The following is a 20,743-nucleotide window of genomic DNA, read 5'->3' as shown; positions in this document are numbered from 1 at the left end:
TCCTGGCTCCTGTCGGGTCCAAGGCTAATGGGGAACCCATGGGCGGCACATGGGAAAACGGTGACTCTCCGTTCGCTCCCGTGTCGCTCAGTCGATGAGGAGGCGCGAGGCGGTGATCTCCAGGCGGGCCTGGATCTCCTCGGCGGTGGCGTTGCCGCGCAGCATCTCGATCATCTCCATGGTCCAGATGCCGGACAGGGCGCGGGCGACGAGGCGGCGGGGGTCCTCGGCGGGGATGTTCTCCGGCGGGCCGGACGCGGCGCGCAGGAGCAGCTCGCTCATGCGGTCGCCGAAGTCGGTCTTGACGTCGGAGAGGAGGAGGGAGCGGATCAGCGCCTCGGCCAGCTCCGGCTCGCGCATCAGGCCGCGGGTGGCGCGCATCAGCACCTCGACGGCGCGGTCCGGGGCGCCTCCGGCGCGGGGCGGGCGGCGCTCGATGCTGCCTTCGAGGAGGTCGAGCTCCTCGCTGACGACGGCGACGACCAGGTCCATCTTGGACGGGAAGTAGCGGTAGAGGGTGCCGAGGGCGACGCCCGCGCGCTCGGACACGGTGCGCATCTGCATCGCCTCGATCCCGCCGCGCGATGCGAGCGCCGCGGCCGCCTGGACGATACGCTTGCGCCGCTGGTGCTGGCTGCGGGAGCGCACGCCCTGGCCGCCCGGCTGACTCCGGGTCTCGTCCCCGGTCACTGTCGGCTCTGCGGTCACGGTCGCCTTCCCTTCTGTGCGGGCCCGGTCGCCCGACGCGTCCGTCCAAGCGTACCGCTCTTGCGAGAACCTGTTATCTGATCAGCCCATCGCGATCTCGTCTCCGGCTGCCCTTACCCGTCCGGTTTCCCATGACACCCAGGCGAACCAGGTTGCGCGAGTGGAAGATCGGCCCTCTGGACACTTAGTAGAATCTGTTCTACTTTTTCGCCGTGGGACGGAGCGGGGAGGTGGGCCGGTGAGCGTCGCGGCGCTGCTGGAGGCGCGGGCGGACGACGACCGCCCCGGGCTGCGGTCCGCCGACGACGGCCGGGCCTGGACGTGGCGGGAGGTCGTCGCCGAGTGCGCGGCGCGCGCCGCGTGGATGCGCGGTGAGGCGCGCCCCGACCGGCCGGTCCACGTCGGCGTCCTGCTCGACAACCTTCCCGAGGTGGTGTTCCTCCTCGGGGGCGCGGCGCTGTCGGGGGCGGTGGTCGTGGCGCTGAACCCGACGCGGAGCGCCGTTGAGCTTGCGGGTGACGCGGAGCGCGCCGACTGCGATCTCGTGCTGACCCAGCCGCGGCACGCCGGGAAGGCCGCCGCGCTCGGGCTGCCCGTGGTCGATGTGGACGCGTTCGGTGCGTTGATCGCGCCCTTCGCGGGATCGCCGGTCCCCGATGCGTCGGCCATCGAGGCCGGGACGCTGCTGATGTTGATCTTCACCTCCGGGACGTCGGGGCGGCCGCGGGCCGTCCGCGTCACCCACCGGAAGGTGGTCGTGCCGGGCGAGATGCTCGCCGAGCGCATGCTGTCGCCGGAGGCCGTCGTCTACTGCCCGATGCCGCTGTTCCACTCGGGCGCGGTCATGGCGGCGTACGCGCCCGCGCTGGCCGCCGGGGCCGAGTTGGTGCTGCGCGCCCGGTTCTCGGCGTCGGCCGTCCTGCCGGACGTGCGCGCCCACGGCTGCACCTACCTGCACTACGTCGGCAAGGCCCTCTCGTACGTGCTGGCCACGCCTGCGGGGGAGGACGACGCCGACAATCCGGTGCGGTTCGCGTTCGGCAACGAGGCGGCGCCGGTGGAGCAGAAGGCGTTCGGTGAGCGTTTCGGGTGTTTCGTCATCGACGGCTACGGCTCGACGGAGACCGCGATCTCGCTGGCGCCCGACCCGTTCGGCCCGCAGGGCGCGCTGGGGAGGCTCACCGACGGCATAGCGATCCTCGACCCGGCGGGCCGGCCGTGCCCGCCCGGCGTGTTCGACGAGGCCGGACGCCTGGTGAACGGCGACGAGGCCGTGGGGGAGCTGGTCAACACCGGCGACCTCGGCCTGTTCGACGGGTACTACAAGGAGGACGCCCCCGACCGGCTCCGCGACGGGATGTTCTGGAGCGGCGACCTCGCCTACGCCGACGCGGACGGCTACGTCTTCTTCGCCGGGCGCAGCGGCGACCGGCTCCGCGTGGACGGCGAGAACTTCGGCGCCGTCCAGGTGGAACGGGTTCTGGCGGAGCTTCCCGGCGTCCGGCAGCTCGCCGTGTACGGGGTGCCGGACGCGGCGTCCGGCGACCAGGTGATGCTCGCCGTCGCCGCCGACGCCTTCGACCCGGGCGCGTTCGCGGGCTACCTGCGCGGGCGCGCCGACCTCGGACCGAAGTGGATCCCGCGGTACGTGCGGGTGGCGCGGGAGCTGCCCGCGACCGCCTCCAACAAGATCCTCAAGCGCCGGCTGGCCCGGGAGGGCTGGCGCACCGACGACCCGGTGTGGTGGCGGCCCGGCCGCGACCTCGACTACCGCCCGATGACCGCGGCGGACGCGGCCGCGCTGCGGGACGAGTTCGAGCGCCGCGGCCGGCTGCACCTGCTGGAAGGGAGCGGATGAGTGGACTTCAACCTCGACGAGACCCAGCAAGAGATCAAGGGGCTCGCGGCGGACGTGCTCGCGCGGGAGGCCGCGCAGGAGCGGCTGGAGGCGTTCGAGAAGAGCGAGGCGCCCTATGACGACGTGACGTGGAAGGCGCTCGCGCAGGCGGGGCTGCTCGGCGTCGTGCTGCCCGAGGACGCGGGCGGCGCCGGGCTCGGGCCGGTCGAGCTGGCGGTGATCCTGCGGGAGGTCGGGGTCCGCACCGCGCCCGTTCCGGCGTACGCCTCGCTCGCGCTGGCGGCCGTCCCGATCGGGGCGCACGGGACGCCGGAGCAGCGCGCCCTGCTGGCCCCGCTCACCGAGGGCGCGACGATCCTGACGGGCGCGTACCGCGAGGTCGGCCCGGCCGGAGAGGTCGCCGCGACGGCCCGCCCGGACGGTGACGGCCACGTGCTGGACGGCGTGAAGACGTTCGTCCCGTACGCGCGTGAGGCGTCCCTGATCCTGGTCCCGGCCCGCGTCGAGGGGAGCGGCGTCGGGGTGTTCCTCGTGGAGCCCTCCGCCGTGACGATCACCGGGCAGCCGTCGGCGACGTCGGAGCCGCTGTCGCGGGTCGCCCTGGACGGTGTCCGGGTCGGCGCGGACGCCCTGCTCGGCGGGACGGCGGACGGCGCCGCCTGGGACACCCTGCGCCGCTCGGCCGTCGCGGGCGCGGTCGCCGTCGCGTCCGGCGTCATCGAGGGCGCGCTGGAGCTGACGAAGGAGTACACGAAGACGCGCGAGCAGTTCGGCCGGGCGCTCGCGCAGTTCCAGGCGGTCACGATGCAGATCGGGGACGTCTACATCGCCAAGCGCGCGCTGGACGTGGCCGTGTGGGCGGGCGTGTGGCGCCTCGCGCAGGGCGCGGACGACGCCGAGGAGGTCCTCACCATCGCCGCCTACAACGCGTGCGATCCCGTGGTGAAGGCGCTCTACACCTGCCAGCACCTGCACGGCGGCATCGGCCTGGACATCACCTACCCGCTGCACCGGTACTTCGCCTGGGGCAAGCACTGCGGGCATCTGCTCGGCGGCGGCGAGGACCGTCTCGACGCGCTCGGCGCCCTCATCGCCCAGGAGGCCTGAATGTTCATCGACCTGACCGACGAGCAGAAGCGGCTGCGCGCCGAGCTGCGCGAGTACTTCGAGAACTGCCTGACCGCGGAGCAGCGCGCGGCCATCCGCGCCGACCCGTTCGGCCCGCCCTACCTGGAGCACTGCCGGAGGCTCGGCCGCGACGGGATGCTCGGCGTCGCGCTCCCGAAGGAGTACGGGGGCCGCGGCTACGGCCCGGTCGAGCAGACGATCTTCGCCACCGAGATCGCCCGCGCCGAGGTCACCTACCCGCTGATCACGCTGAACTCCGTGGCGCCGACGATCCTGCAGTACGGGTCGGACGCGCACAAGGAGCACTTCATCCCGCGCATCCTCGCCGGCGAGTGCCACTTCGCGATCGGCTACAGCGAGCCCGGCGCCGGCACCGACCTCGCGGCGCTGCGCACCACCGCCGTCCGGGACGGCGACCACTACGTCGTCAACGGCCAGAAGATCTTCACCTCCGGCGCCCACCACGCCGACTACGTGTGGCTCGCGGCCCGCACCGACCCGGAGGCCAAGAAGCACAAGGGCATCTCGATGCTCATCGTGGACTGCGCGGACCCGGGCTTCTCCTGGACGCCGATCATCACGATGGACGGCGCGCACCACACGAACTCGACGTACTTCGAGGACGTCCGCGTCCCGGCCGACATGCTGATCGGCGAGGAGAACAAGGGCTGGGACCTCATCGTCAACCAGCTCAACCACGAGCGGGTCACGCTCGGGCCGGCCGGGAACATCGGGCACACCCACGTCCGGTTCGCGCGCTGGGCCCGCACGACCCGGGGGCCGGGCGGCCGCCCGCTCATCGAGGAGCCCGCCGTGCGGCGCGCGGTCGCGCAGGTCTACGCCTACCTGCGCGCCAACGAGCTCCTCAACTGGCAGGTGGCGGCCAACCAGGACCTCGGCTGGCTCGGCGCGGCCGACGCGTCCGCCACCAAGATCTACGCCTCGGAGCGGATGCAGGAGGTCTGCCGGATCGTCGGGGACGTCCTGGCCCGGTACGGCGACCCGGGCGACCCGGAGACGGCGGACTTCATGGAGTCCCAGGACCGGCTCGCCAAGGGGGCGCTCGTGCTGACCTTCGGCGGCGGCGTCAACGAGATCCAGCGCGAGCTGATCGCCATGATCGGCCTCGGGCTGCCCCGGGCGCCGCGCTGATGCCGCGGGGGGTCAGCTGGGTCAGGCGGCGGTCCGCCGCCTGACCGTGCGGGGCCGCCCCGCGGTCAGACCTTCCTGGCCCGCACCTTCTTCGGTTCGGCGCCGTGGGCGAAGCCGCCGACCTCCCGCGGGTCGCGGTGGGCGTGCTCGTGCAGGAGCAGCCGGGACGTGGCGCGCCGGAGGTCGTCCATGAACAGGTCGGCGAGGTCGTGCCCGAACCCGTTGCGCACCACGACGCGCAGGACGTCGAGGTCGGTGCGGTTCTCGGGGAAGCTGTAGGCGGGCACGAGCCACCCTTTCTCGCGCAGCGCGGCGGACACGTCGTAGACGGTGAAGCCGGGGGAGTCTCCCCGGACGCGGAACGCGAACACCGGGAGTTCTCCGCCGTCGGTGAGCGTCTCGTACGGGCCGAGCCCGCCGATCTCGGCGGCGAGCCGGGTGGCGACGTCACGGCACCCCTGCTGGACGCGGCGGTATCCGTCGAAGCCGAGCCGCAGGAAGTTGTAGTACTGGGCAACGACCTGCGCCCCGGGGCGGGAGAAGTTCAGCGCGAACGTCGGCATGTCGCCGCCGAGGTAGTTGACGTGGAAGACGAGGTCGTCCGGGAGCGCGTCCTCGTTCCGCCACAGCGCCCAGCCCACGCCCGGCATGACGAGCCCGTACTTGTGGCCGGAGGTGTTGATGGACGCGACCCGCGGCAGCCGGAAGTCCCAGAGCAGGTCCGGGTCGAGGAACGGGGCGATCATCGCGCCGGACGCGCCGTCCACGTGGACCGGGACGTCGAGCCCGGTGCGGGCCTGCAGGTCGTCGAGCGCCGCCGCGATGTCGGCCACGGGCTCGTAGCTCCCGTCGAACGTGGAGCCGAGGACGGCGACGACGCCGATGGTGTTCTCGTCGCACAGTTCCACGGCCTCCCGCGCGCCGAGGTGGTAGCGGTCGCCCTCCATCGGCACGTAGCGGGGCTCGACCTCGAAGTAGTTCGCGAACTTCTCCCAGCAGATCTGCACGTTGACGCCCATGACGAGGTTGGGGCGGTCGGCGGGCTCGCCCGCGGCCCGCCGCCGCTCCCGCCAGCGGCGCTTGAGCGCGAGGCCGCCGAGCATCGCGGCCTCGCTCGATCCGGTGGTGGAGCAGCCCACGGCGTGGTGCGGGTCGTCCGCGTTCCACAACCGGGCGAGCATGCGCACGCAGCGCATCTCCAGGTCGGCGGTGCGCGGGTACTCGTCCTTGTCGATCATGTTCTTCTCGGCGCACTCGGCCATCAGCAGCCGCGCCTCCGGCTCGGCCCACGTGGACACGAACGTCGCCAGGTTCAGCCGCGCGTTGCCGTCCAGCATCAGCTCGTCGTGGACCACCTGGTAGGCGGTGGACGGCTCCATCTCCCCGGCGGGCAGCCGGTTCCGCGGGACCGTCAGGGGCTCCCGGGTGAAGATCGGGTTGATCTCCAGGTCGCGGCCGCCGCGCCCGGCGCGGGGCGGGTGCTTCGGAGCCATGTCGCCCTCCTCGTCCGTGCGGGGACGGGGCGGCTCCCGGTCCCGCACGTCAGGTACCCGCCGCGCCGCCGCGCACACACCGCGTGAGCGTGTCGTCGCAGGTCGGTCGCCCGGCGGGGGGGGTCAGGCGGGCGGGGCGGGCTCGTCGAAACCGTTCTCCAGGATGGCGAAGGCCTGGTCGACGGTCTCCGACAGCGTGGCGAACGCCCCGCCGAGGCGGCGGGTGGCGTCGGCGGCGGCCTGGAACGCGCAGGTGGTGGCGGCGGCGACGACGTGCGGGCGCAGCTCCGTGGCGGGGTCCAGGCCCATCCGCTCGGCGATGACCTCGGTGAGCAGCGCCTGCTTCTTCTGTGCGTGCTCCAGGCTGCCCGCCAGCAGCGTCGGGCTGTCGCTCATCATCGTGAGCATGCACTCGAAGCGGCCGGGGTCGAACCCGAGCTCGCCGGCCTCGCAGGCGTGCGCGATCTCCACCACGGTGCGCCGCAGCGCGGTCATGATCGGCTCGTCCGGGGGGCGTTCGGCGAGCTTGCCCAGCACGGCGCGGGTCTGCTCTTCCTGGAAGGTGAGGGCGACGTCCTCTTTCGAGGCGAAGTAGCGGAAGAACGTGCGGGACGAGACGTCCACGGCGTCGGCGATCTCCTCGACGGTGGTGGCGTCGAACCCCTTCTCGGCGAAGAGGGTGAACGCGGCGTCGACGAGCGCCTCACGGGTGCGCTGCTTCTTGCGTTCGCGCCTGCCCGGGGGCTGGGAGCCGGGGCCGGACGTGCCGGCCTCGGGGGCGGTCGCGGTCATGCGCGCATTGTAATCGCCCGGCGATCGTCCGTCGAGCGGGGAATGTCGTGACGTGAAACATGTCGCACGCACGCCAAGGGCAGTTGACGACAACTGTCATGTCATGACAGTTTGTGCCCATACCAAGCCGGAGGTCGATGATGACTCAATCCCATGGCGCCGAGACCCTCGAACCGGGCGCCGTCCACATACCGCCGCGCGACCAGGCGCGCGGACGTCCAGCCAGGGCGGGGCACGGGCATCCCTGGCTCACGCTCATCGCGGTCGCGCTGGGCGTGATGATGGTCGGGCTGGACGCGACCGTCGTGTCCATCGCCAACCCCGCGATCGCCAAGGACCTCGGCGCGAGCCTGTCCGGCCTGCAGTGGGTCACCAACGCCTACCTGCTGGCGCTCGCCGTCACGCTGATCCCGGCCGGGAAGATCGCCGACCGGTTCGGCCGCAAGCGCACCTTCCTCGCGGGCGTCGTCGGGTTCGCCGTGTCGTCGGTGCTGATCGGGCTCTCGGGCGGGCTCGGCATGGTGATCTTCTGGCGGGTCGTGCAGGGGTTCGCGGGTGCGCTCCTGCAGCCCGCGAGCCTGGCCCTGCTGCGCAACACGTTCCCGGCCGAGCGGCTCAACGCCGCGATCGGCATCTGGGGGTCCACGGTCGGGATCTCCATCGCGGGCGGCCCGATCGTCGCCGGGCTGCTGGTGGAGAACGTCAACTGGGAGTCGGTGTTCTTCCTGAACGCCCCGCTCGGGTTGGTCGCGCTGCTCGTCGGCCTGTGGGTGATCCGCGAGTCGCGGGACGAGGAGGCCGCCGGCTCGTTCGACCTGTCGGGCGTCGCGCTGCTCAGCGGCGCGCTGTTCGCCCTGGTCTGGGGGCTCATCAAGGCCGGTGAGAACGGGTTCGGCGACACCGTCCCGCTCGTGTCGTTCGCCGCGTCCGTCGTGCTGTTCGCCGCGTTCGTCTGGAACGAGCTGCGGGTGGAGCGCCCGCTGCTGCCGCTCGGGCTGTTCCGGTCGGTGTCGCTGTCGGCGGCGACCGGCCTCATCGTGCTCGGCTTCTTCGGGATGTTCGGGACGATCTTCTTCATCACCCTGTACCTGCAGCAGGTGCACGGCATGAGCCCGGTGGACGCGGGCGTGCGGATGCTGCCGATGACCGGCGTGTTCATCGTCGCCTCCCCGGTGGCGGGCGCGCTGACCAGCCGGTTCGGGCCGCGGGTGCCGCTCGTCCTCGGGATGGCGTTCACCGCGACCGCGATGTTCGGCCTGTCGCGCATCGGGGTGGACGCCCCGTACGTGCAGCTGTGGCCGTGGTTCGTGCTGGTCGGCCTGGCGTTCGGGATGGTCATCGTGGCCGGCACCGAGGCCATCGTCGGCAACGCGCCGGCCCACCTCGCGGGCGTCGCGGGCGGCCTCCAGCAGACCGCCTCGCAGGTCGGCGGCGTCCTCGGCACGTCGGTGCTGGGCGTGCTGCTGTCGACCAGGGTCGGAGACGTGCTGTTCGGGCGGCTCACCGACGCGGGCCTTCCCGGGGCCGCGGCCCACCAGCTCGAAGGGCAGGGCGGGCTCGTCTCGCAGGGGGTGGCGCCCATCCCGCCCGGCACGTCGAAGGAGGCGGCCGACGCCATCACGACCGGGAGCCACCTCGCGTTCATGGACGGCTTCCAGACGTCCCTGACCGTGGCGGGCGCCGTCGCGGTCGTCGCGGTGCTCGCCGCGCTGCTGGTGCGGCGGGGGACCTCTCCGGTCGAAGGCGCGGTCGCCGCGTAGGCCCCGGTCTAGGCTGCCGGTGTGATGGGTTTCGCGAGGCTTCGCCGGATCCTCAGGTCCTATCCGATGCCGCTGACGTTCCTCGGCCTGTTCGCGGCCGTGTGGATGGTGCAGGTGCTGGTCCTGCCTCCGGGCGCGCGGCAGGCGGTGATCGCCTGGGCCAGCACCAACCTGGCCAACCTCGCGGTCAACCCGGTCGGGACGATGGTCGCCTCGGCGTTCGTCGCCGAGGGGTCGCAGGGCGTGCTGCTCGTCGCGGCGGCGATCGGGCTGTTCCCCACCACCCGGCGGTTCGGGAACCTGCGGACCGTCGCCCTCGTCGCGGCCTCGCACGTGCTCGGCACGCTCGTCAGCCAGGGGATCGCGCTGGTGCGGCTGGAGGCGGGCCTGCTCTCGGACTCCATCCGCACGATCCCCGACGTCGGCCCGTCCTACGTGCTGTGCGCGGCGCTCGTCGCGGCCTTCCTGTACGGGGACGGGCGGGTCCGCCGGCTGGTCGCGCTGGCCTGGTGGTGCGCGCTCGTGCCCGTGCTGCTGGACGGCCTGCTCACGCTGGAGGTCGCCGCCGTCGGCCACCTGGTGGCCATGCTCACCGGCGCGGTCGCCGGGCGGCTGCTCCTGCTCCTCGAACGCCGGCGCGGGCCCGCGCCGCTGGACGCGGTGCCCGCGGTGCCTCCGGCCGCCGGGACCGGCGGGGCCTGAGCCCGGTCAGCCCTCGCCGCCCGGCTGCGGAGCCGGGTTCGAGGTCGGGCTCGGGGCCGGGGTCCCCGGGTCCGACGGAGGGTCGGACGGCGTGTCCGGCGGCGTCGTCGGGTCCGTGGATCCGTCGTCCGGAGGGGTGGTCGGGTCGGACGGCGTGTCCGGGGGAGTGGTCGGCGTCGCGTCGTCCGGAGGCGTGGACGGCTTCTCCGGCTTCGCGGGGGTGCCGGACGCCGGCGGCTTCTCGGGAGCGGGCTCCTTCGACGGCGACGTCACGGGCGGCGCAGGCGGCGCGGGCGCCGCGCCTCCGGCCGGGGACCCGCCCGCCTGCTGCGGCGGCGAGCCGTACGCGCTGGTCACCGGGTTCTTCGACGCGCCGCCGTCCGCGCGCTCGGAGCCGGTCAGGCCGGGCGCCGGGTCCTGCGGGACTCCGCGGCTCGACGTGGACGCCGGATGCGTCTGCCCGTTGCTCGCCGTCGGCGTGAGCGAGGCGGCGCTGCCGCCCTTGCCGGCGGGCCAGGACACCAGCAGCCCGATGACGGCGGCGGCGGACGCGGCGACGCCCGCGACCGCGCCGAGGCGCTTGGAGACGAGGCCGGAGGCCCCGCGCCTGCGGCGGTCCGCCCGCTCCGGGCCGATCACGACGAGCGGGCTCGGCGAGATGACGCTCGGCAGCGGCCGGGCGGCCTCCTCCTCGCAGGCCGCGAGGACCTGGTCGCGCAGCCAGCCGGGCGCGCGCGCCGGGGCCCGCCGGGCGAGAAGCTGCGGCAGCCGCCCCTTCTCGAACGCGGAGATGAGGTCGAGCCGCGCCTCGGTGGCGCCGCGCATCAGGATGTCGAGGACGGCCCGCTCCAGCCGCGTCCGCGCCGCGTTGAGCAACTGCGCGACGGTGTCCGGCGCGAGGCCGAGGACGCGGGCGATGTCGTGCGGTTCGAGCCACTCGCCCGCCCACAGCAGCAGGACCTCGCGGTGGTCGGAGCGCAGGCTCCCGGCGGCGCGCAGCAGCGGGTCGGGGTCGGCGAACAGCGGACCGCGCCCGCCGGTGCCGACGGCCGGCTCGCCGGTGAAGGCGCCGCGCTCGGCGCACGCCGTCCGGGAGAGCGAGTAGAGCCAGAGCACGCTGTCGCCGCGCGGCGGCTGGTGCACGGCCGCGCTGAAGGTCTCGCCCACGGCCGCCGCCGCGAGCTGGTCGCCGACGAGCGACCAGCAGTAGGCGTACAGGCGGTCGGCGTGCGCGTCGTAGAGCGAGCCCAGGTCTCCGCCCATGTGACCCCCCGTCTCCGTCCGGTTTCACTTCCGGCAAAACGTGCATATCGCTGGCCAGGGGACTCTAGCGGCTCGGGTCGACTCATGAGAAGCCAGGAATCGGACACTGCGTCGAATAGCACGGAAGGTAGCAGTGAGTGCTGCGGACGGTGACGTTCACGGAGATTTAAGAAACTTCCCGAAAAACCGCTGATTCCTGATCCGGTTCAGCAGGGAAGGTTCGAACCCGTTATCGAATTACCTGAGGAGTCAATGGTGACCCGGCTCACAGTGGACGACGTCTACCAGCACATTCGCGGCGTCTGCTTCAAGACCGGCCCGCCCGGGACGGTCGGCGCGGAGACCGAGTGGCTCGTGGTCGACGCGGGCGACCCGGCCGCCCACGTGCCCGCCGAGCGGGTCCGGGCCCTCGTGGACGGGGCGGGCCCGCCGGCCGGCGGGAGCAAGGTGACCTACGAACCGGGCGGCCAGCTCGAACTCAGCTCCGCCCCGTTCGGGACGCTGGGCGGCCTGGCCGCCGCGCTCGGCCGGGACATCGCGCACGTGCGGGACGCGCTCGCACCGGACGGGCTCGCGCTCGCCGGGCACGGCGTCGATCCCCTCCGCGCGCCCCGGTTCCAGGCCGACCACCCCCGGTACGCGTGCATGCGGGACTACTTCTGCGCGGGCGGATTCCACGACGCGGGGCTGGCGATGATGTGCTCGACCGCGTCGGTCCAGGTGAACCTGGACATCGGCGCCGACGACGCGGACGCGGCCCGCCGCTGGCGGCTCGTGCACGCGCTCGGGCCGGTGCTGGTCGCCGCGTTCGCCAACTCGCCGCTGCGGGCCGGCCGCCGCACCGGGATGCGCTCGTCCCGGCAGGGCATCTGGACCGAGCTCGACCCGTGCCGCACCCTGCCGGTGCTGCGGGACGGGGCGGACGGCGACCCCGCCGAGGCGTGGACGCGGTACGCGCTCGACGCCCAGGTCATGCTCGTCCACACCCCGGACGGCGAATGGGTGTCCGCCCCCGGGATGTCCTTCCTGGAGTGGCTCGCCAAGGGGGAGCCGGGCGAGGACGACCTCGCCTACCACCTGTCCACGCTGTTCCCGCCGGTCCGGCCGCGCGGCTGGCTGGAGCTCCGCATGATCGACGCGCTGCCCGGCCCGTACTGGCCGGTGCCCGTCGCCGTCGCCACCGCCCTGCTGGACGACCCGGCCGCCTCCCGCGCCGCCGAGGCCGCGGTCGAACCGGTGGCGCACCGGTGGGCGTCGGCGGCCCGCGACGGCCTGTCGGACCCCGCCCTGGCCAGGGCCGCGCGGGCGTGCTTCGCGGCGGCGCTGGAGGCGCTCGCGCGGCTCGGCGCGCCCGGCCTCGCCCCCCTGGTCGAGGAGTACGCCCACCGGTACGTCCTGCAGGGCCGCAGTCCCGCCGACGACCGGCCCGCCGAGTCCCCGACCCGTCCGATGGAGGATCCGACATGAGCTCGCCTGGCCCGGCCGCCGACGAGGCCGCCCTGAAGGAACTGATCGCCGACGAGCTCGGCGCGGTGCGCGACCGCAGCCTGCGCCTCACCACCGACGTCCTCGACGAGGACGGTCTCACCGCGCAGGTGTCGCCGCTGATGTCGCCCCTCGTGTGGGACCTCGCGCACGTCGGCAACTACGAGGAGCTGTGGCTGCTGCGCGCGGCCGCCGGGCAGGAGGCGATGCGCCCCGAGATCGACGACCTGTACGACGCGTTCGAGCATCCGCGGGCGGAGCGGCCGACGCTGCCGCTCCTGAAGCCGGAGGAGGCCCGGTCCTACATCGGCACGGTCCGCTCCAAGGTGCTCGACTCGCTGTCGTCGGTGCGTTTCGACACCCAGGATCCGCTGACGTCGGGCGGGTTCGTGTACGGGATGGTCGTCCAGCACGAGCACATGCACGACGAGACCATGCTGGCCACCCACCAGCTGCGCCGCGGCGCCCCCGCCCTCCTCGACCCCAAGGCGGAGCCGCTCCAGGTGCCCGGCGAGGCGTCCGGCGCCGAAGAAGTGCTCATCGAGGCGGGCCCCTTCCAGATGGGGACGTCGGACGAACCATGGGCGTACGACAACGAACGCCCCGTCCACCTCGTCGACCTGCCCGCGTACTACATCGACGTGGAACCGGTCACCAACGCCGCCTACATCGCGTTCATCGAGGCCGGTGGCTACGACGACGCGCGCTGGTGGGACCCGGCCGGATGGGAGTGGCGCAACAGCGGCGGCAAGCGCGCCCCAGCTTTCTGGGAGCGTGAAGGGGGACAGTGGTCGCGTCGCCGATTCGGGCGGTCGGAACCCGTCCCGCCCCGCGAACCCGTCCAGCACGTGTGCTGGTATGAGGCGGACGCTTACGCGCGGTGGGCCGGGAAGCGGCTGCCGACCGAGGCCGAGTGGGAGAAGGCCGCCCGCTGGGACCCCGCAGCAGGGCGGTCACGCCGCTACCCGTGGGGCGACGTCTACGAAGAGGGCCGCGCGAACCTCGGACAGCGGACGCTCCGTCCGTCCGAGACGGGCTCCTACGCGGCCGGCGCGTCGGCGTATGGTGTGCGGCGCCTCCTTGGGGACGTGTGGGAGTGGACTTCGTCGGACTTCCACGGCTACCCCGGCTTCCGCTCGTTCCCATACAAGGAGTACTCGGAGGTCTTCTTCGGGCCCGACTACAAGGTGCTGAGGGGCGGGTCCTGGGCGACGCACCCGCTCGCCATACGCGGCTCGTTCCGCAACTGGGACTACCCCATCCGCCGGCAGATCTTCTCCGGGTTCCGCTGTGCCCGGTCGGCGGAGCCGGCGGCGGTGCCGACGACGGGGGTGGCCCGCTAGATGTGCCGCCATCTCGGCTACCTGGGGCCCGAGCGGACGCTGCACTCCCTCATCTACGAGGGGGAGCACTCCCTGGAGACCCAGTCGTACGCGCCGCGCATGACGCAGGGCGCCATCCTCAACGCCGACGGGTACGGCGTCGGCTGGTACCAGGACGGCGCGGCCGTCCGCTTCCGCCGCGCCCAGCCCATCTGGACCGACCAGTCGTTCCGCGAGGTCGCCGGGGCCGTGCGGGCGTCGTGCGCGGTCGCGGCGCTGCGGTCGGCGACCGTCGGGTTCCCCGTGGACGAGTCGTGCGCCCAGCCGTTCCGCGCGGGGCGGTGGCTGTTCAGCCACAACGGGAAGGTCGAGGGCTACGGCGGCGTTGAGTCCAAGCTGCGGGAACTGGCCGGGGACATCGCCGAGGTCCCCGACGCCCGCGCCCCGGTCGACTCCGCGCCGCTGTTCGCCCTCGCCGTCCGGAACTGGCGGGAGGGGGCGGCGCTCGGCGAGGGCCTCGCCGCAGTCGTCAGCGCGATCACCGCGCTGGCCCCCGGCCGCTACAACCTGCTCGCCTCGGACGGGACGTCCCTGGCCGCCACGACCTGGGGCGACTCGCTGTTCGTCCGCGAAGGCGGGGACGCGGTCCAGATCGCGTCCGAGCCGCTGGACGGCGACCCCGCGTGGCGCCGCGTGCCCGACCGCTCGCTCGTCACCGCCGGGCTCGCCACCGGCGTCCGCATCTCCCGACTCTGAGACCGCCCGACCCGAAGCACAGCCCGACCCCGTAGCACAGCCCGACGACAGCCAGCCTCCGAAGGAGACCCACGTGGACCGGTTCCTGACCGCAGACGACCTCGCCAAGACGCTCCGCCAGGACGTCCGGGACGGGCTCTCCGGCACGCCCAAGACCCTGCCGCCCAAGTGGTTCTACGACGAGCGGGGCAGCGCGCTCTTCGAGGAGATCACGCGGCTGGAGGAGTACTACCCGACCCGGCGCGAGCGGGAGATCCTCACCGCCCGGGCGCCCGGCATCGCCGCCGCCACCGGCGCCCGGACGCTGCTGGAGCTCGGCGCGGGCTCGGGGGAGAAGACCCGGCTGCTGCTGGACGCGCTGGCCGGCACGCTGCGCACCTACGTGCCGGTGGACGTCAGCGGCGACTTCCTGGAGCAGGCCGCGGCCGGGATCGCCGCCGACCATCCCGGCCTGGCCGTCCGGGCCGTCGCCGCCGACTACGAGCAGCACCTGCACCTGCTGCCCGGCGGCGAGCGGCGCCTCGTCGCCTTCCTCGGCGGGACGATCGGCAACATGCCGCCCGCCGAGCGCATCGGGTTCCTCGGCGGCCTGCGCGCCACCATGGACGAGGGCGACTTCCTCCTCCTCGGCGCCGACCTCGTCAAGGACCCGGAGCGGCTCGTGCGCGCCTACGACGACGCGGCCGGCGTCACCGCCGAGTTCAACCGCAACGTCCTGTCGGTCATCAACCGGGAGCTCGACGCCGACTTCGACACCGCCGCGTACCGGCACGTCGCGGTGTGGAACGCGGCCGAGGAGCAGATCGAGATGCGGCTGCGGTCGCTGCGCGCCCAGGACGTCCGCGTCGGCGGCCTCGACCTCGACGTGTCGTTCGCCGAGGGGGAGGAGATGCGCACCGAGATCTCCGCCAAGTTCCGGCGGGAGCGGCTGGAGGCGGAGCTCGGCGCCGCCGGGATGGAGCTCGCCGAGTTCTGGACCGACGAGGCGGGCGACTTCTCCCTCACCCTCGCGCGCCCCGCGTCGCGCTGACGCTCAGCCCTTGCGGGCGGGGTGCGCGAGGCCCATCCGCTTCAGGTCCGCCGCCAGGCGGGTCGCCACGTACAGGTGGCCCGCCGGCGTCGGATGGGTGCGGTCCCGCTTGATGAGGCGCGGCGCGTTGCCCTGGCCGGTCAGCAGGTCGCCGGTGATCCAGCCCTCGCCGATCGGGTCGACGAACGGGATGCCGAGCTGCCGGGCGAGGTTCTTCAGCGCGTCCCGGACGGCGAGCGCGCCGGGCAGCGGCGTCCCCGTCCCCCAGAGCGGGCCCACCAGCACCAGGCGGGTGCCGGGCCAGCGCTGCCGGGCGCGCTCCAGCAGCACGTGCGCAGCCGCCGCGACCTGCGGCGGGGGGATCCGCCAGTCGTTGTGGCCGCCGGACACGATCAGCATGTCGGGCGCCGGGCGCCAGCCGAGCTGGCTCTCGTACAGGCCGAGGAACGCGTGCGGGCCGCGGCCCTTCTGGACGAAGCCCGTCCCGGACCGGCCGCCGACGACGACCTGCCAGCCGAGCAGCCGCGCGGTCGCGGAGGCGTAGGTCGACTCCGGCTCGACGCCGCGGTCGCCGACCGTGTAGCTGTCGCCGAGGAACATCACCACGGGCGGGGTCTTGCGCGCCCCGTCCTTCGGACCGTCCGCCGCGGCCGGCTTGTGCACCGAGCCCGCGAGCAGGGAACACCCCGCGAGCAGGGAACTTCCGGCGAGCGACACGACCGCCGCCAGGCATAGGCACAGCATCCGGGTCGCCGCGCCGCGTCGGGCGCGGCGAGATGTCATGGAGTACCACCAACGAGATCGGGGGACGCCTCCGTATCTTACTGACCTCGCGCCTCCCACGCGCGCACTCCGCGACCATCCCGTCACCGCGGCGCGGCGACGACACGGCCGCGGCGCGGCGCGGCGAATCGCGTCCTTCCCTACATCCGCCGTTCACCCGGCGGATCGGACCGGGCCACCTGGCGACGGGAGGGTTCCGCGGTGACTCGACGGGAACGGCTGCGCGAACTCGACCTGCTGCGCTTCGCGGCCGCGATGGCGGTGGTGCTGTACCACTTCACGGGATTCGGCGGCGCCGGGGCATGGCCCGCGCCCTCGCAGGAGGTCTTCCCCGAGCTCGCGCCGGTCACCCGGTTCGGGTACCTCGGCGTCGACCTGTTCTTCGTCATCAGCGGGTTCGTGATCCTCATGAGCGCGTGGGGACGCGGCCCGGGGGAGTTCGGGATCTCGCGTCTCGTGCGGCTGATGCCCGCGTACTGGGTGAGCGTGCTGCTGGGCGCCGCCGTCTACGCGGTGTTCCGGATGGGGCACGGCGTGCCCGGGCTGATCGTCCCGAACCTGACGATGCTGCAGGGCGGACTCGGCCTGCGGAACGTGGACGCCGTCTACTGGACACTCTGGGTCGAACTGCACTTCTACGTGCTCGCCGCCGTCCTCGCGGGAATCGGGATCACCTACCGCTCCTGCCTGATCTTCATGGCGGCCTGGATGCTCGGCGGCGTCTTCGCCGACGAGGCGGACAGCAAGATCCTCCAGGTGATGCTGGTCCCGACCTGGAGCTGCTACTTCATCGCGGGCATGGCGCTGTACATGATCCACCGGTTCGGCCCGACGCTGCTGCTCTGGGGGTACGTGGCCGCGTCCTACCTGATCGCGCTGCGCTGGGGCGCCTGGCGCGCGGAGAACGTGTTCCGGGGCGCGGACGAGACCGTGGTCAGCGCCGTCATCACGGGCATCTTCGCGGTGATGATCCTTGTCGCCACCGGCCGCCTGAACCGGCTGCGCTGGCGGGGCCTGACCGTCCTCGGAGCGCTCACCTACCCCCTCTACCTCGTCCACTCCCAGCTCGCGCTTCCCCTGCTGGACGCGGTGTATCCGGGGCTCGACCGCTGGACGGCGCTGGCGGTGGTCATCGGGGGCTCGCTGCTGGCCGCCTACGCCGTGCACCGCCTGGTGGAACGCCCCGGCGCGGCGTGGATGCGGGCCCGGCTCGCGGCGTCGCTGAAGCCCATGCGGCCGCCTGAGGAACCGTCTACGTTTGTCGCTCGTGGCGATCGGGGTGGACGGGGCGGTGCTGACCTCGACGGCGGTGAGCCTCGCGATCGCGCCCCGGTGGACGCGGCGCGCATATGACCCTCCGCCCGGGGCGGGGCGGCGCTGGGCCCGTCCGGAGGCGTTTCTCTGCCTCGTCGTGGGGCTCGTCTATCTGAACCAAGTGCTCTTCACCGTGTACGTGCTGCGGGTTCACGGCGGAGACGTCTCGTTCGTCGCGAAGTATCTGCCCGAGGGATGGTTCGCGCTTGAGGACGGCCGAGCCGTGCGCGGCCTGGCGGAACGCTTCCCCGCGCCGGAGTCGCTGGCCCCGTCCGTCCTTCGCGTGCAGGCGTTCCTCGAACTGCCGTTGGTTCTGCTCGCGTATGTGACGGTGCTGCGGTGGCTGGATCGCGGCCTGTACCGGCGCCTGGCGCACTCGTGGCCGGTGTGGGCCGCGTCGCTCTCCTACACGTTCGTCTGCTGCATGGTCGAGTGGGATCTGCACAACCCCTACACGGTGGACGACATCGTGATCCGGGCCTGTTCGGCTGTGCTGACGCCTTTGCTGCTGCGCTGGCTGGCGGCGCAGGAGGACTCCGGTGCAGACGAGCCGTCGTTCCCGCAGATGCTCCTGTTCGCCGGATCCGTGTGGGCGTTGGGGCAGGTGGTGCTGACCGTGTATGACACGGCGCTCTTGTACAACCTCGGTCATCTGGGCGGACGCCTACCGGGTGCGGCCGTCGCCGTTTGCGTCATCGTGGGGGCACGCTGGGCGGCACCCCGTCTGAGACCAGGCGAGACGGGTGTCGCTCTGGCATCGGTCATCAGCGGACTGCGGTGGGGGTTGCTTCTCTTCTTCGTCCCGGCGCTCGCCATCCGCTACGGAGTGAACTTCGGAACACCGCTCCTGGCGGCGGCGGCCGGGCTCCTCGTCTGCGTGATCGCCGCCGTATGCGCTCTGCGGAACGTGCTGTCCGGCGTCGGAACGGCCCGTACCGGACTTTGGGCCGCGCAGGCGGCGGTGGCGCTTCTCACGGGAGCCGCGGTCGGCTACGCCACCGTCCGCCTGGTCACGGACACCTACTACGAGGCCGGCCTGCTGAGGGGCGCGGCTTCCTGTCTCGTCGCCGTCATCGCGGTCTGTGCGCTGAGCGACCGGTATTTCGGACGGCGGTGTGACACTTTCGGGACCGCCCGCGCTGGGAGAGATATGGGCGTCCGGTCGTAGTGAGCGGGCTTCGACCGGACGCGCCGCCCCTGGCCGGCCCGTCACCCCCGGACGGGCCCGCCAGGGGCCCCTTCGGACCGGCTCGGGCGGGTCAGGCGTCCTCGTCCGACGGCTGGAGTTCCTCGGTGTAGCTGACCGGCGTCCGGCGCATCACGCCCGACTCGTCGATGGAGTACTGGCCGAGCCGCCACAGCGGCGGCGAGTAGGCGTGGATCGAGACGCTGGCGTCCTCCACCCCCGTGAGCCGGTGGATGTGCTCGGGGCCGAAGCAGAAGGACGCGCCCTCGCGCATGACGGTCCGCAGGGGTTCGCCGCCGATGCGCGGGTTGTTCTCCTCGATGGCGCCGGCGACGACGCGGACGGCTCCCGAGGAGACGTCGTGGTCGTGCCAGCCGGTGTCGTTCTCGGGCGTCCAGCAGAGCAGCCAGACGTCGACGTGCTCGTCCCTGTGCAGGGAGACGTAGTGGCGGCGTCCCTCGGGGAACGCGACATGGGGGCGCCACACGCCGGGCCGCTCGGCCAGGTCGTCGACCAGCTCCCGCAGTTCCCGCTTGTCGAGGGGGCGCCCGGGCAGGCGCTCCAGGCCGCTGGGGCGGGGCAGGACCTCGGAAGACATGGGGTTCGCTCCTCTCCGAAATCGTGGGTGGAGACGGTCCGTTACGCCCGGGACACCGCGCGAAGCGCCTGGCCAGGACTTCTGAACCGCATCAGTTAACCGTTTCAGTGAACCGCTTCAGTGACGCTCCCGTCAAGGGCGGATGCCGTGCTCTGTCGGTGGCGGCCTCTAGGCTTGGAGGGATGTCGGAAAAGCGCAAGCGCGCGACCATCCGGGAAGTGGCGCAGGCGACGGGGCTGTCGCCCGCGGCCGTGTCCTACGCGCTGCGCGGCATCCAGACCTCCGAGGAGACGCAGGAGCGCGTCCGCGCGGCGGCCCGCGAGCTCGGCTACGAGGCCCATCCGATCGCGCGTGCGCTGGCCAGCGGGCGCACCGACCAGGTCGGCCTGCTGTGCGGCTCGCTGGAGGACTACTGGCAGCAGTCCCTCGCGGTCGGCATCGGGCGGGCGCTGCTCGCCCGCGGCCGCTACGCCCTCATCGTGGACGCCGGCGGCGACCCCGAGCGCGAGCTGGCCCTCGCCAGGCGGCTGCGCGACCAGCGGGTGGACGGCCTGATCGTCCAGCCGCTCGACCCGTCCGCCGCGCTGTGGTCGGAGCTGGCGGCCGCGATCCCCGTCGTGTCCATCGGCGACGCCCTGCACGGCGGCCAGGCGCAGGGCGAGGTCGTCTTCGACAACCGGAGGGGCGTCACGCTCGCGCTGGAGCACCTGCGGGCGCTCGGGCACGAGCGCCTCACCGTGTTCACCCCCACGCTCGCCAGCACGCCGGACCGCCCGGCCGACGTGCACGTCAACGCCGAGGCCGAGCGGCTCGGCCTGTCGGTGGACGTCGTGGTCGTGCCGCAGTCGCTCGCCGAGTCCACCGAGGTCGCGCTGCGGGTGCTCGGCGGCCCGGGCCGCCCCTCGGCCGTCTTCTGCTTCGCCGACTCCATCGCCTACGGCGTCTACGCCGCCACCCGCGAGCTGGGTCTGGACGTCCCCGGCGACGTCGCCGTCTGCGGCTACGACAACCATCCGATGTCGGCGCTGCTGTCCCCGCCGCTCACCAGCGTCGAGTGGGACGTCGACGGCATCGTCCACTCCGCCGTCCGGCTGATCGTCGACGTGATCGACGGCAAGCCGCGCAAGCGCCGCGTCGTCCGCGAACCGTCGCTGCGCGTCCGCGCCTCGACCGGCGAGGCCCCGGCGGGCTGAGGGTCAGGGGTGGAGCCGGGCCAGGTGCGGCAGCAGGTCCGCGGCGGCGGCGATGTCGGCGTCCAGCGGCCGGTCCTCGATCCGCGGGTCGAGGACGGCGCCCGCCATGTCCCACGCCGAGCGCAGCGGCCCGCCGGAGGGCGCCCGCCCCTGCATCCGCAGCGCGCGGACGGCGGCCACCAGCTCGCAGCCGAGCCCGAGCCGGTAGGCGGCGACGGCG

18 protein-coding genes and 1 pseudogene are annotated in these 20,743 nt (G+C 73.2%); 12 read left to right on the top strand and 7 right to left on the bottom strand.

The window, feature by feature from the left end; translation table 11 throughout:
* Positions 1–87: 87 nt before the first annotated feature.
* Positions 88–708 carry a TetR family transcriptional regulator gene (locus tag AB0K37_RS22090; protein WP_363983963.1) on the bottom strand — a complete coding sequence of 207 codons (621 nt, stop codon included), beginning with the start codon at positions 706–708 and terminating at the stop codon, positions 88–90.
* Positions 709–946: 238 nt separating this feature from the next.
* Between AB0K37_RS22090 and AB0K37_RS22085 the strand changes: the two genes are divergently transcribed.
* From AB0K37_RS22085 to AB0K37_RS22075, 3 genes are read left to right on the top strand one after another with little or no spacing between them, the layout of a single operon-like run.
* Positions 947–2,566 (top strand): AMP-binding protein, encoded by a 1,620-nt coding sequence (locus AB0K37_RS22085; RefSeq protein WP_363983961.1) that lies wholly within the window; start codon positions 947–949, stop codon positions 2,564–2,566.
* Positions 2,567–3,673: an acyl-CoA dehydrogenase family protein gene (locus AB0K37_RS22080; protein WP_363983959.1), complete on the top strand. Its 1,107-nt coding sequence runs from the start codon at positions 2,567–2,569 to the stop codon at positions 3,671–3,673.
* Entirely contained in the window at positions 3,674–4,846 is a 1,173-nt protein-coding gene (locus tag AB0K37_RS22075) for an acyl-CoA dehydrogenase family protein (protein WP_363983957.1), read from the top strand.
* A 65-nt stretch (positions 4,847–4,911) separates the two neighbouring features.
* On the opposite strand, the gene AB0K37_RS22070 is transcribed toward AB0K37_RS22075, so the two are convergent.
* Positions 4,912–6,339 (bottom strand): glutamate decarboxylase, encoded by a 1,428-nt coding sequence (locus AB0K37_RS22070; RefSeq protein WP_363983955.1) that lies wholly within the window; start codon positions 6,337–6,339, stop codon positions 4,912–4,914.
* 123 nt (positions 6,340–6,462) lie between these two features.
* A complete protein-coding gene (locus tag AB0K37_RS22065; RefSeq protein ID WP_363983953.1) occupies positions 6,463–7,131 on the bottom strand; it encodes a TetR family transcriptional regulator in 669 nt (222 codons plus the stop codon).
* A 140-nt stretch (positions 7,132–7,271) separates the two neighbouring features.
* Between AB0K37_RS22065 and AB0K37_RS22060 the strand changes: the two genes are divergently transcribed.
* Positions 7,272–8,891, top strand: coding sequence for an MFS transporter (locus AB0K37_RS22060; RefSeq protein WP_363983951.1), 1,620 nt, complete (start codon positions 7,272–7,274; stop codon positions 8,889–8,891).
* A 24-nt stretch (positions 8,892–8,915) separates the two neighbouring features.
* Complete coding sequence (locus AB0K37_RS22055; RefSeq protein WP_363983949.1) at positions 8,916–9,593, top strand: rhomboid-like protein; 678 nt, start codon at positions 8,916–8,918, stop codon at positions 9,591–9,593.
* A 6-nt stretch (positions 9,594–9,599) separates the two neighbouring features.
* Here the strand turns inward: AB0K37_RS22055 and AB0K37_RS22050 are convergent, their stop codons facing one another.
* Complete coding sequence (locus AB0K37_RS22050) at positions 9,600–10,856, bottom strand: hypothetical protein (protein WP_363983947.1); 1,257 nt, start codon at positions 10,854–10,856, stop codon at positions 9,600–9,602.
* A 255-nt stretch (positions 10,857–11,111) separates the two neighbouring features.
* On the opposite strand from AB0K37_RS22050, the gene egtA reads away from it, so the two are divergent.
* From egtA to egtD, 4 genes are all read left to right on the top strand, one after another.
* Complete coding sequence (gene egtA, locus AB0K37_RS22045; RefSeq protein WP_363983945.1) at positions 11,112–12,323, top strand: ergothioneine biosynthesis glutamate--cysteine ligase EgtA; 1,212 nt, start codon at positions 11,112–11,114, stop codon at positions 12,321–12,323.
* Positions 12,320–13,684 (top strand): ergothioneine biosynthesis protein EgtB, encoded by a 1,365-nt coding sequence (gene egtB / locus AB0K37_RS22040; RefSeq protein WP_363983943.1) that lies wholly within the window; start codon positions 12,320–12,322, stop codon positions 13,682–13,684. The genes egtA and egtB overlap by 4 nt, the downstream gene beginning before the upstream one ends.
* Entirely contained in the window at positions 13,685–14,419 is a 735-nt protein-coding gene (egtC, locus tag AB0K37_RS22035) for an ergothioneine biosynthesis protein EgtC (RefSeq protein WP_363983941.1), read from the top strand.
* A gap of 73 nt (positions 14,420–14,492) precedes the next feature.
* Positions 14,493–15,449, top strand: coding sequence for an L-histidine N(alpha)-methyltransferase (gene egtD / locus AB0K37_RS22030; protein ID WP_363983940.1), 957 nt, complete (start codon positions 14,493–14,495; stop codon positions 15,447–15,449).
* Positions 15,450–15,452: 3 nt separating this feature from the next.
* On the opposite strand, the gene AB0K37_RS22025 is transcribed toward egtD, so the two are convergent.
* The gene (locus tag AB0K37_RS22025; protein WP_363983939.1) at positions 15,453–16,232 is read right to left on the bottom strand and encodes an SGNH/GDSL hydrolase family protein; all 780 of its coding nucleotides are present in this window, start codon (positions 16,230–16,232) and stop codon (positions 15,453–15,455) included.
* A gap of 201 nt (positions 16,233–16,433) precedes the next feature.
* Between AB0K37_RS22025 and AB0K37_RS22020 the strand changes: the two genes are divergently transcribed.
* Complete coding sequence (locus AB0K37_RS22020) at positions 16,434–17,585, top strand: acyltransferase (RefSeq protein ID WP_363983937.1); 1,152 nt, start codon at positions 16,434–16,436, stop codon at positions 17,583–17,585.
* Positions 17,500–18,714, top strand: coding sequence for a hypothetical protein (locus tag AB0K37_RS22015; protein WP_363983935.1), 1,215 nt, complete (start codon positions 17,500–17,502; stop codon positions 18,712–18,714). The genes AB0K37_RS22020 and AB0K37_RS22015 overlap by 86 nt, the downstream gene beginning before the upstream one ends.
* A 91-nt stretch (positions 18,715–18,805) precedes the next feature.
* Here AB0K37_RS22015 and AB0K37_RS22010 read toward each other — a convergent pair whose 3' ends face one another.
* Entirely contained in the window at positions 18,806–19,330 is a 525-nt protein-coding gene (locus AB0K37_RS22010; RefSeq protein ID WP_363983933.1) for a cysteine dioxygenase family protein, read from the bottom strand.
* A 182-nt stretch (positions 19,331–19,512) separates the two neighbouring features.
* Between AB0K37_RS22010 and AB0K37_RS22005 the strand changes: the two genes are divergently transcribed.
* A complete protein-coding gene (locus AB0K37_RS22005; protein WP_363983931.1) occupies positions 19,513–20,523 on the top strand; it encodes a LacI family DNA-binding transcriptional regulator in 1,011 nt (336 codons plus the stop codon).
* A 3-nt stretch (positions 20,524–20,526) separates the two neighbouring features.
* On the opposite strand, the pseudogene AB0K37_RS22000 reads toward AB0K37_RS22005, so the two are convergent.
* Positions 20,527–20,743 (bottom strand): annotated as a pseudogene (locus AB0K37_RS22000) (aromatic amino acid lyase); the annotation flags it as partial.

Origin of the sequence: Actinomadura sp. NPDC049753 (genome assembly GCF_040674655.1) — a bacterium.
Classification (GTDB): Bacteria; Actinomycetota; Actinomycetes; order Streptosporangiales; family Streptosporangiaceae; genus Spirillospora; species Spirillospora verrucosospora.
Note: the sequence above shows the minus strand (reverse complement) of the source record. Positions and strands in the feature narration are given on the sequence as shown.

Coding starts and splice junctions, on each gene's coding strand:
- AB0K37_RS22075 (WP_363983957.1), top strand. CDS start 3,674: ATGTTCATCGACCTGACCGACGAGCAGAAGCGGCTGCGCGCCGAGCTG.
- AB0K37_RS22070 (WP_363983955.1), bottom strand. CDS start 6,339: ATGGCTCCGAAGCACCCGCCCCGCGCCGGGCGCGGCGGCCGCGACCTG.
- AB0K37_RS22065 (WP_363983953.1), bottom strand. CDS start 7,131: ATGACCGCGACCGCCCCCGAGGCCGGCACGTCCGGCCCCGGCTCCCAG.
- AB0K37_RS22060 (WP_363983951.1), top strand. CDS start 7,272: ATGACTCAATCCCATGGCGCCGAGACCCTCGAACCGGGCGCCGTCCAC.
- AB0K37_RS22055 (WP_363983949.1), top strand. CDS start 8,916: ATGGGTTTCGCGAGGCTTCGCCGGATCCTCAGGTCCTATCCGATGCCG.
- AB0K37_RS22050 (WP_363983947.1), bottom strand. CDS start 10,856: ATGGGCGGAGACCTGGGCTCGCTCTACGACGCGCACGCCGACCGCCTG.
- egtB (WP_363983943.1), top strand. CDS start 12,320: ATGAGCTCGCCTGGCCCGGCCGCCGACGAGGCCGCCCTGAAGGAACTG.
- egtC (WP_363983941.1), top strand. CDS start 13,685: ATGTGCCGCCATCTCGGCTACCTGGGGCCCGAGCGGACGCTGCACTCC.
- AB0K37_RS22025 (WP_363983939.1), bottom strand. CDS start 16,232: ATGACATCTCGCCGCGCCCGACGCGGCGCGGCGACCCGGATGCTGTGC.
- AB0K37_RS22010 (WP_363983933.1), bottom strand. CDS start 19,330: ATGTCTTCCGAGGTCCTGCCCCGCCCCAGCGGCCTGGAGCGCCTGCCC.
- AB0K37_RS22005 (WP_363983931.1), top strand. CDS start 19,513: ATGTCGGAAAAGCGCAAGCGCGCGACCATCCGGGAAGTGGCGCAGGCG.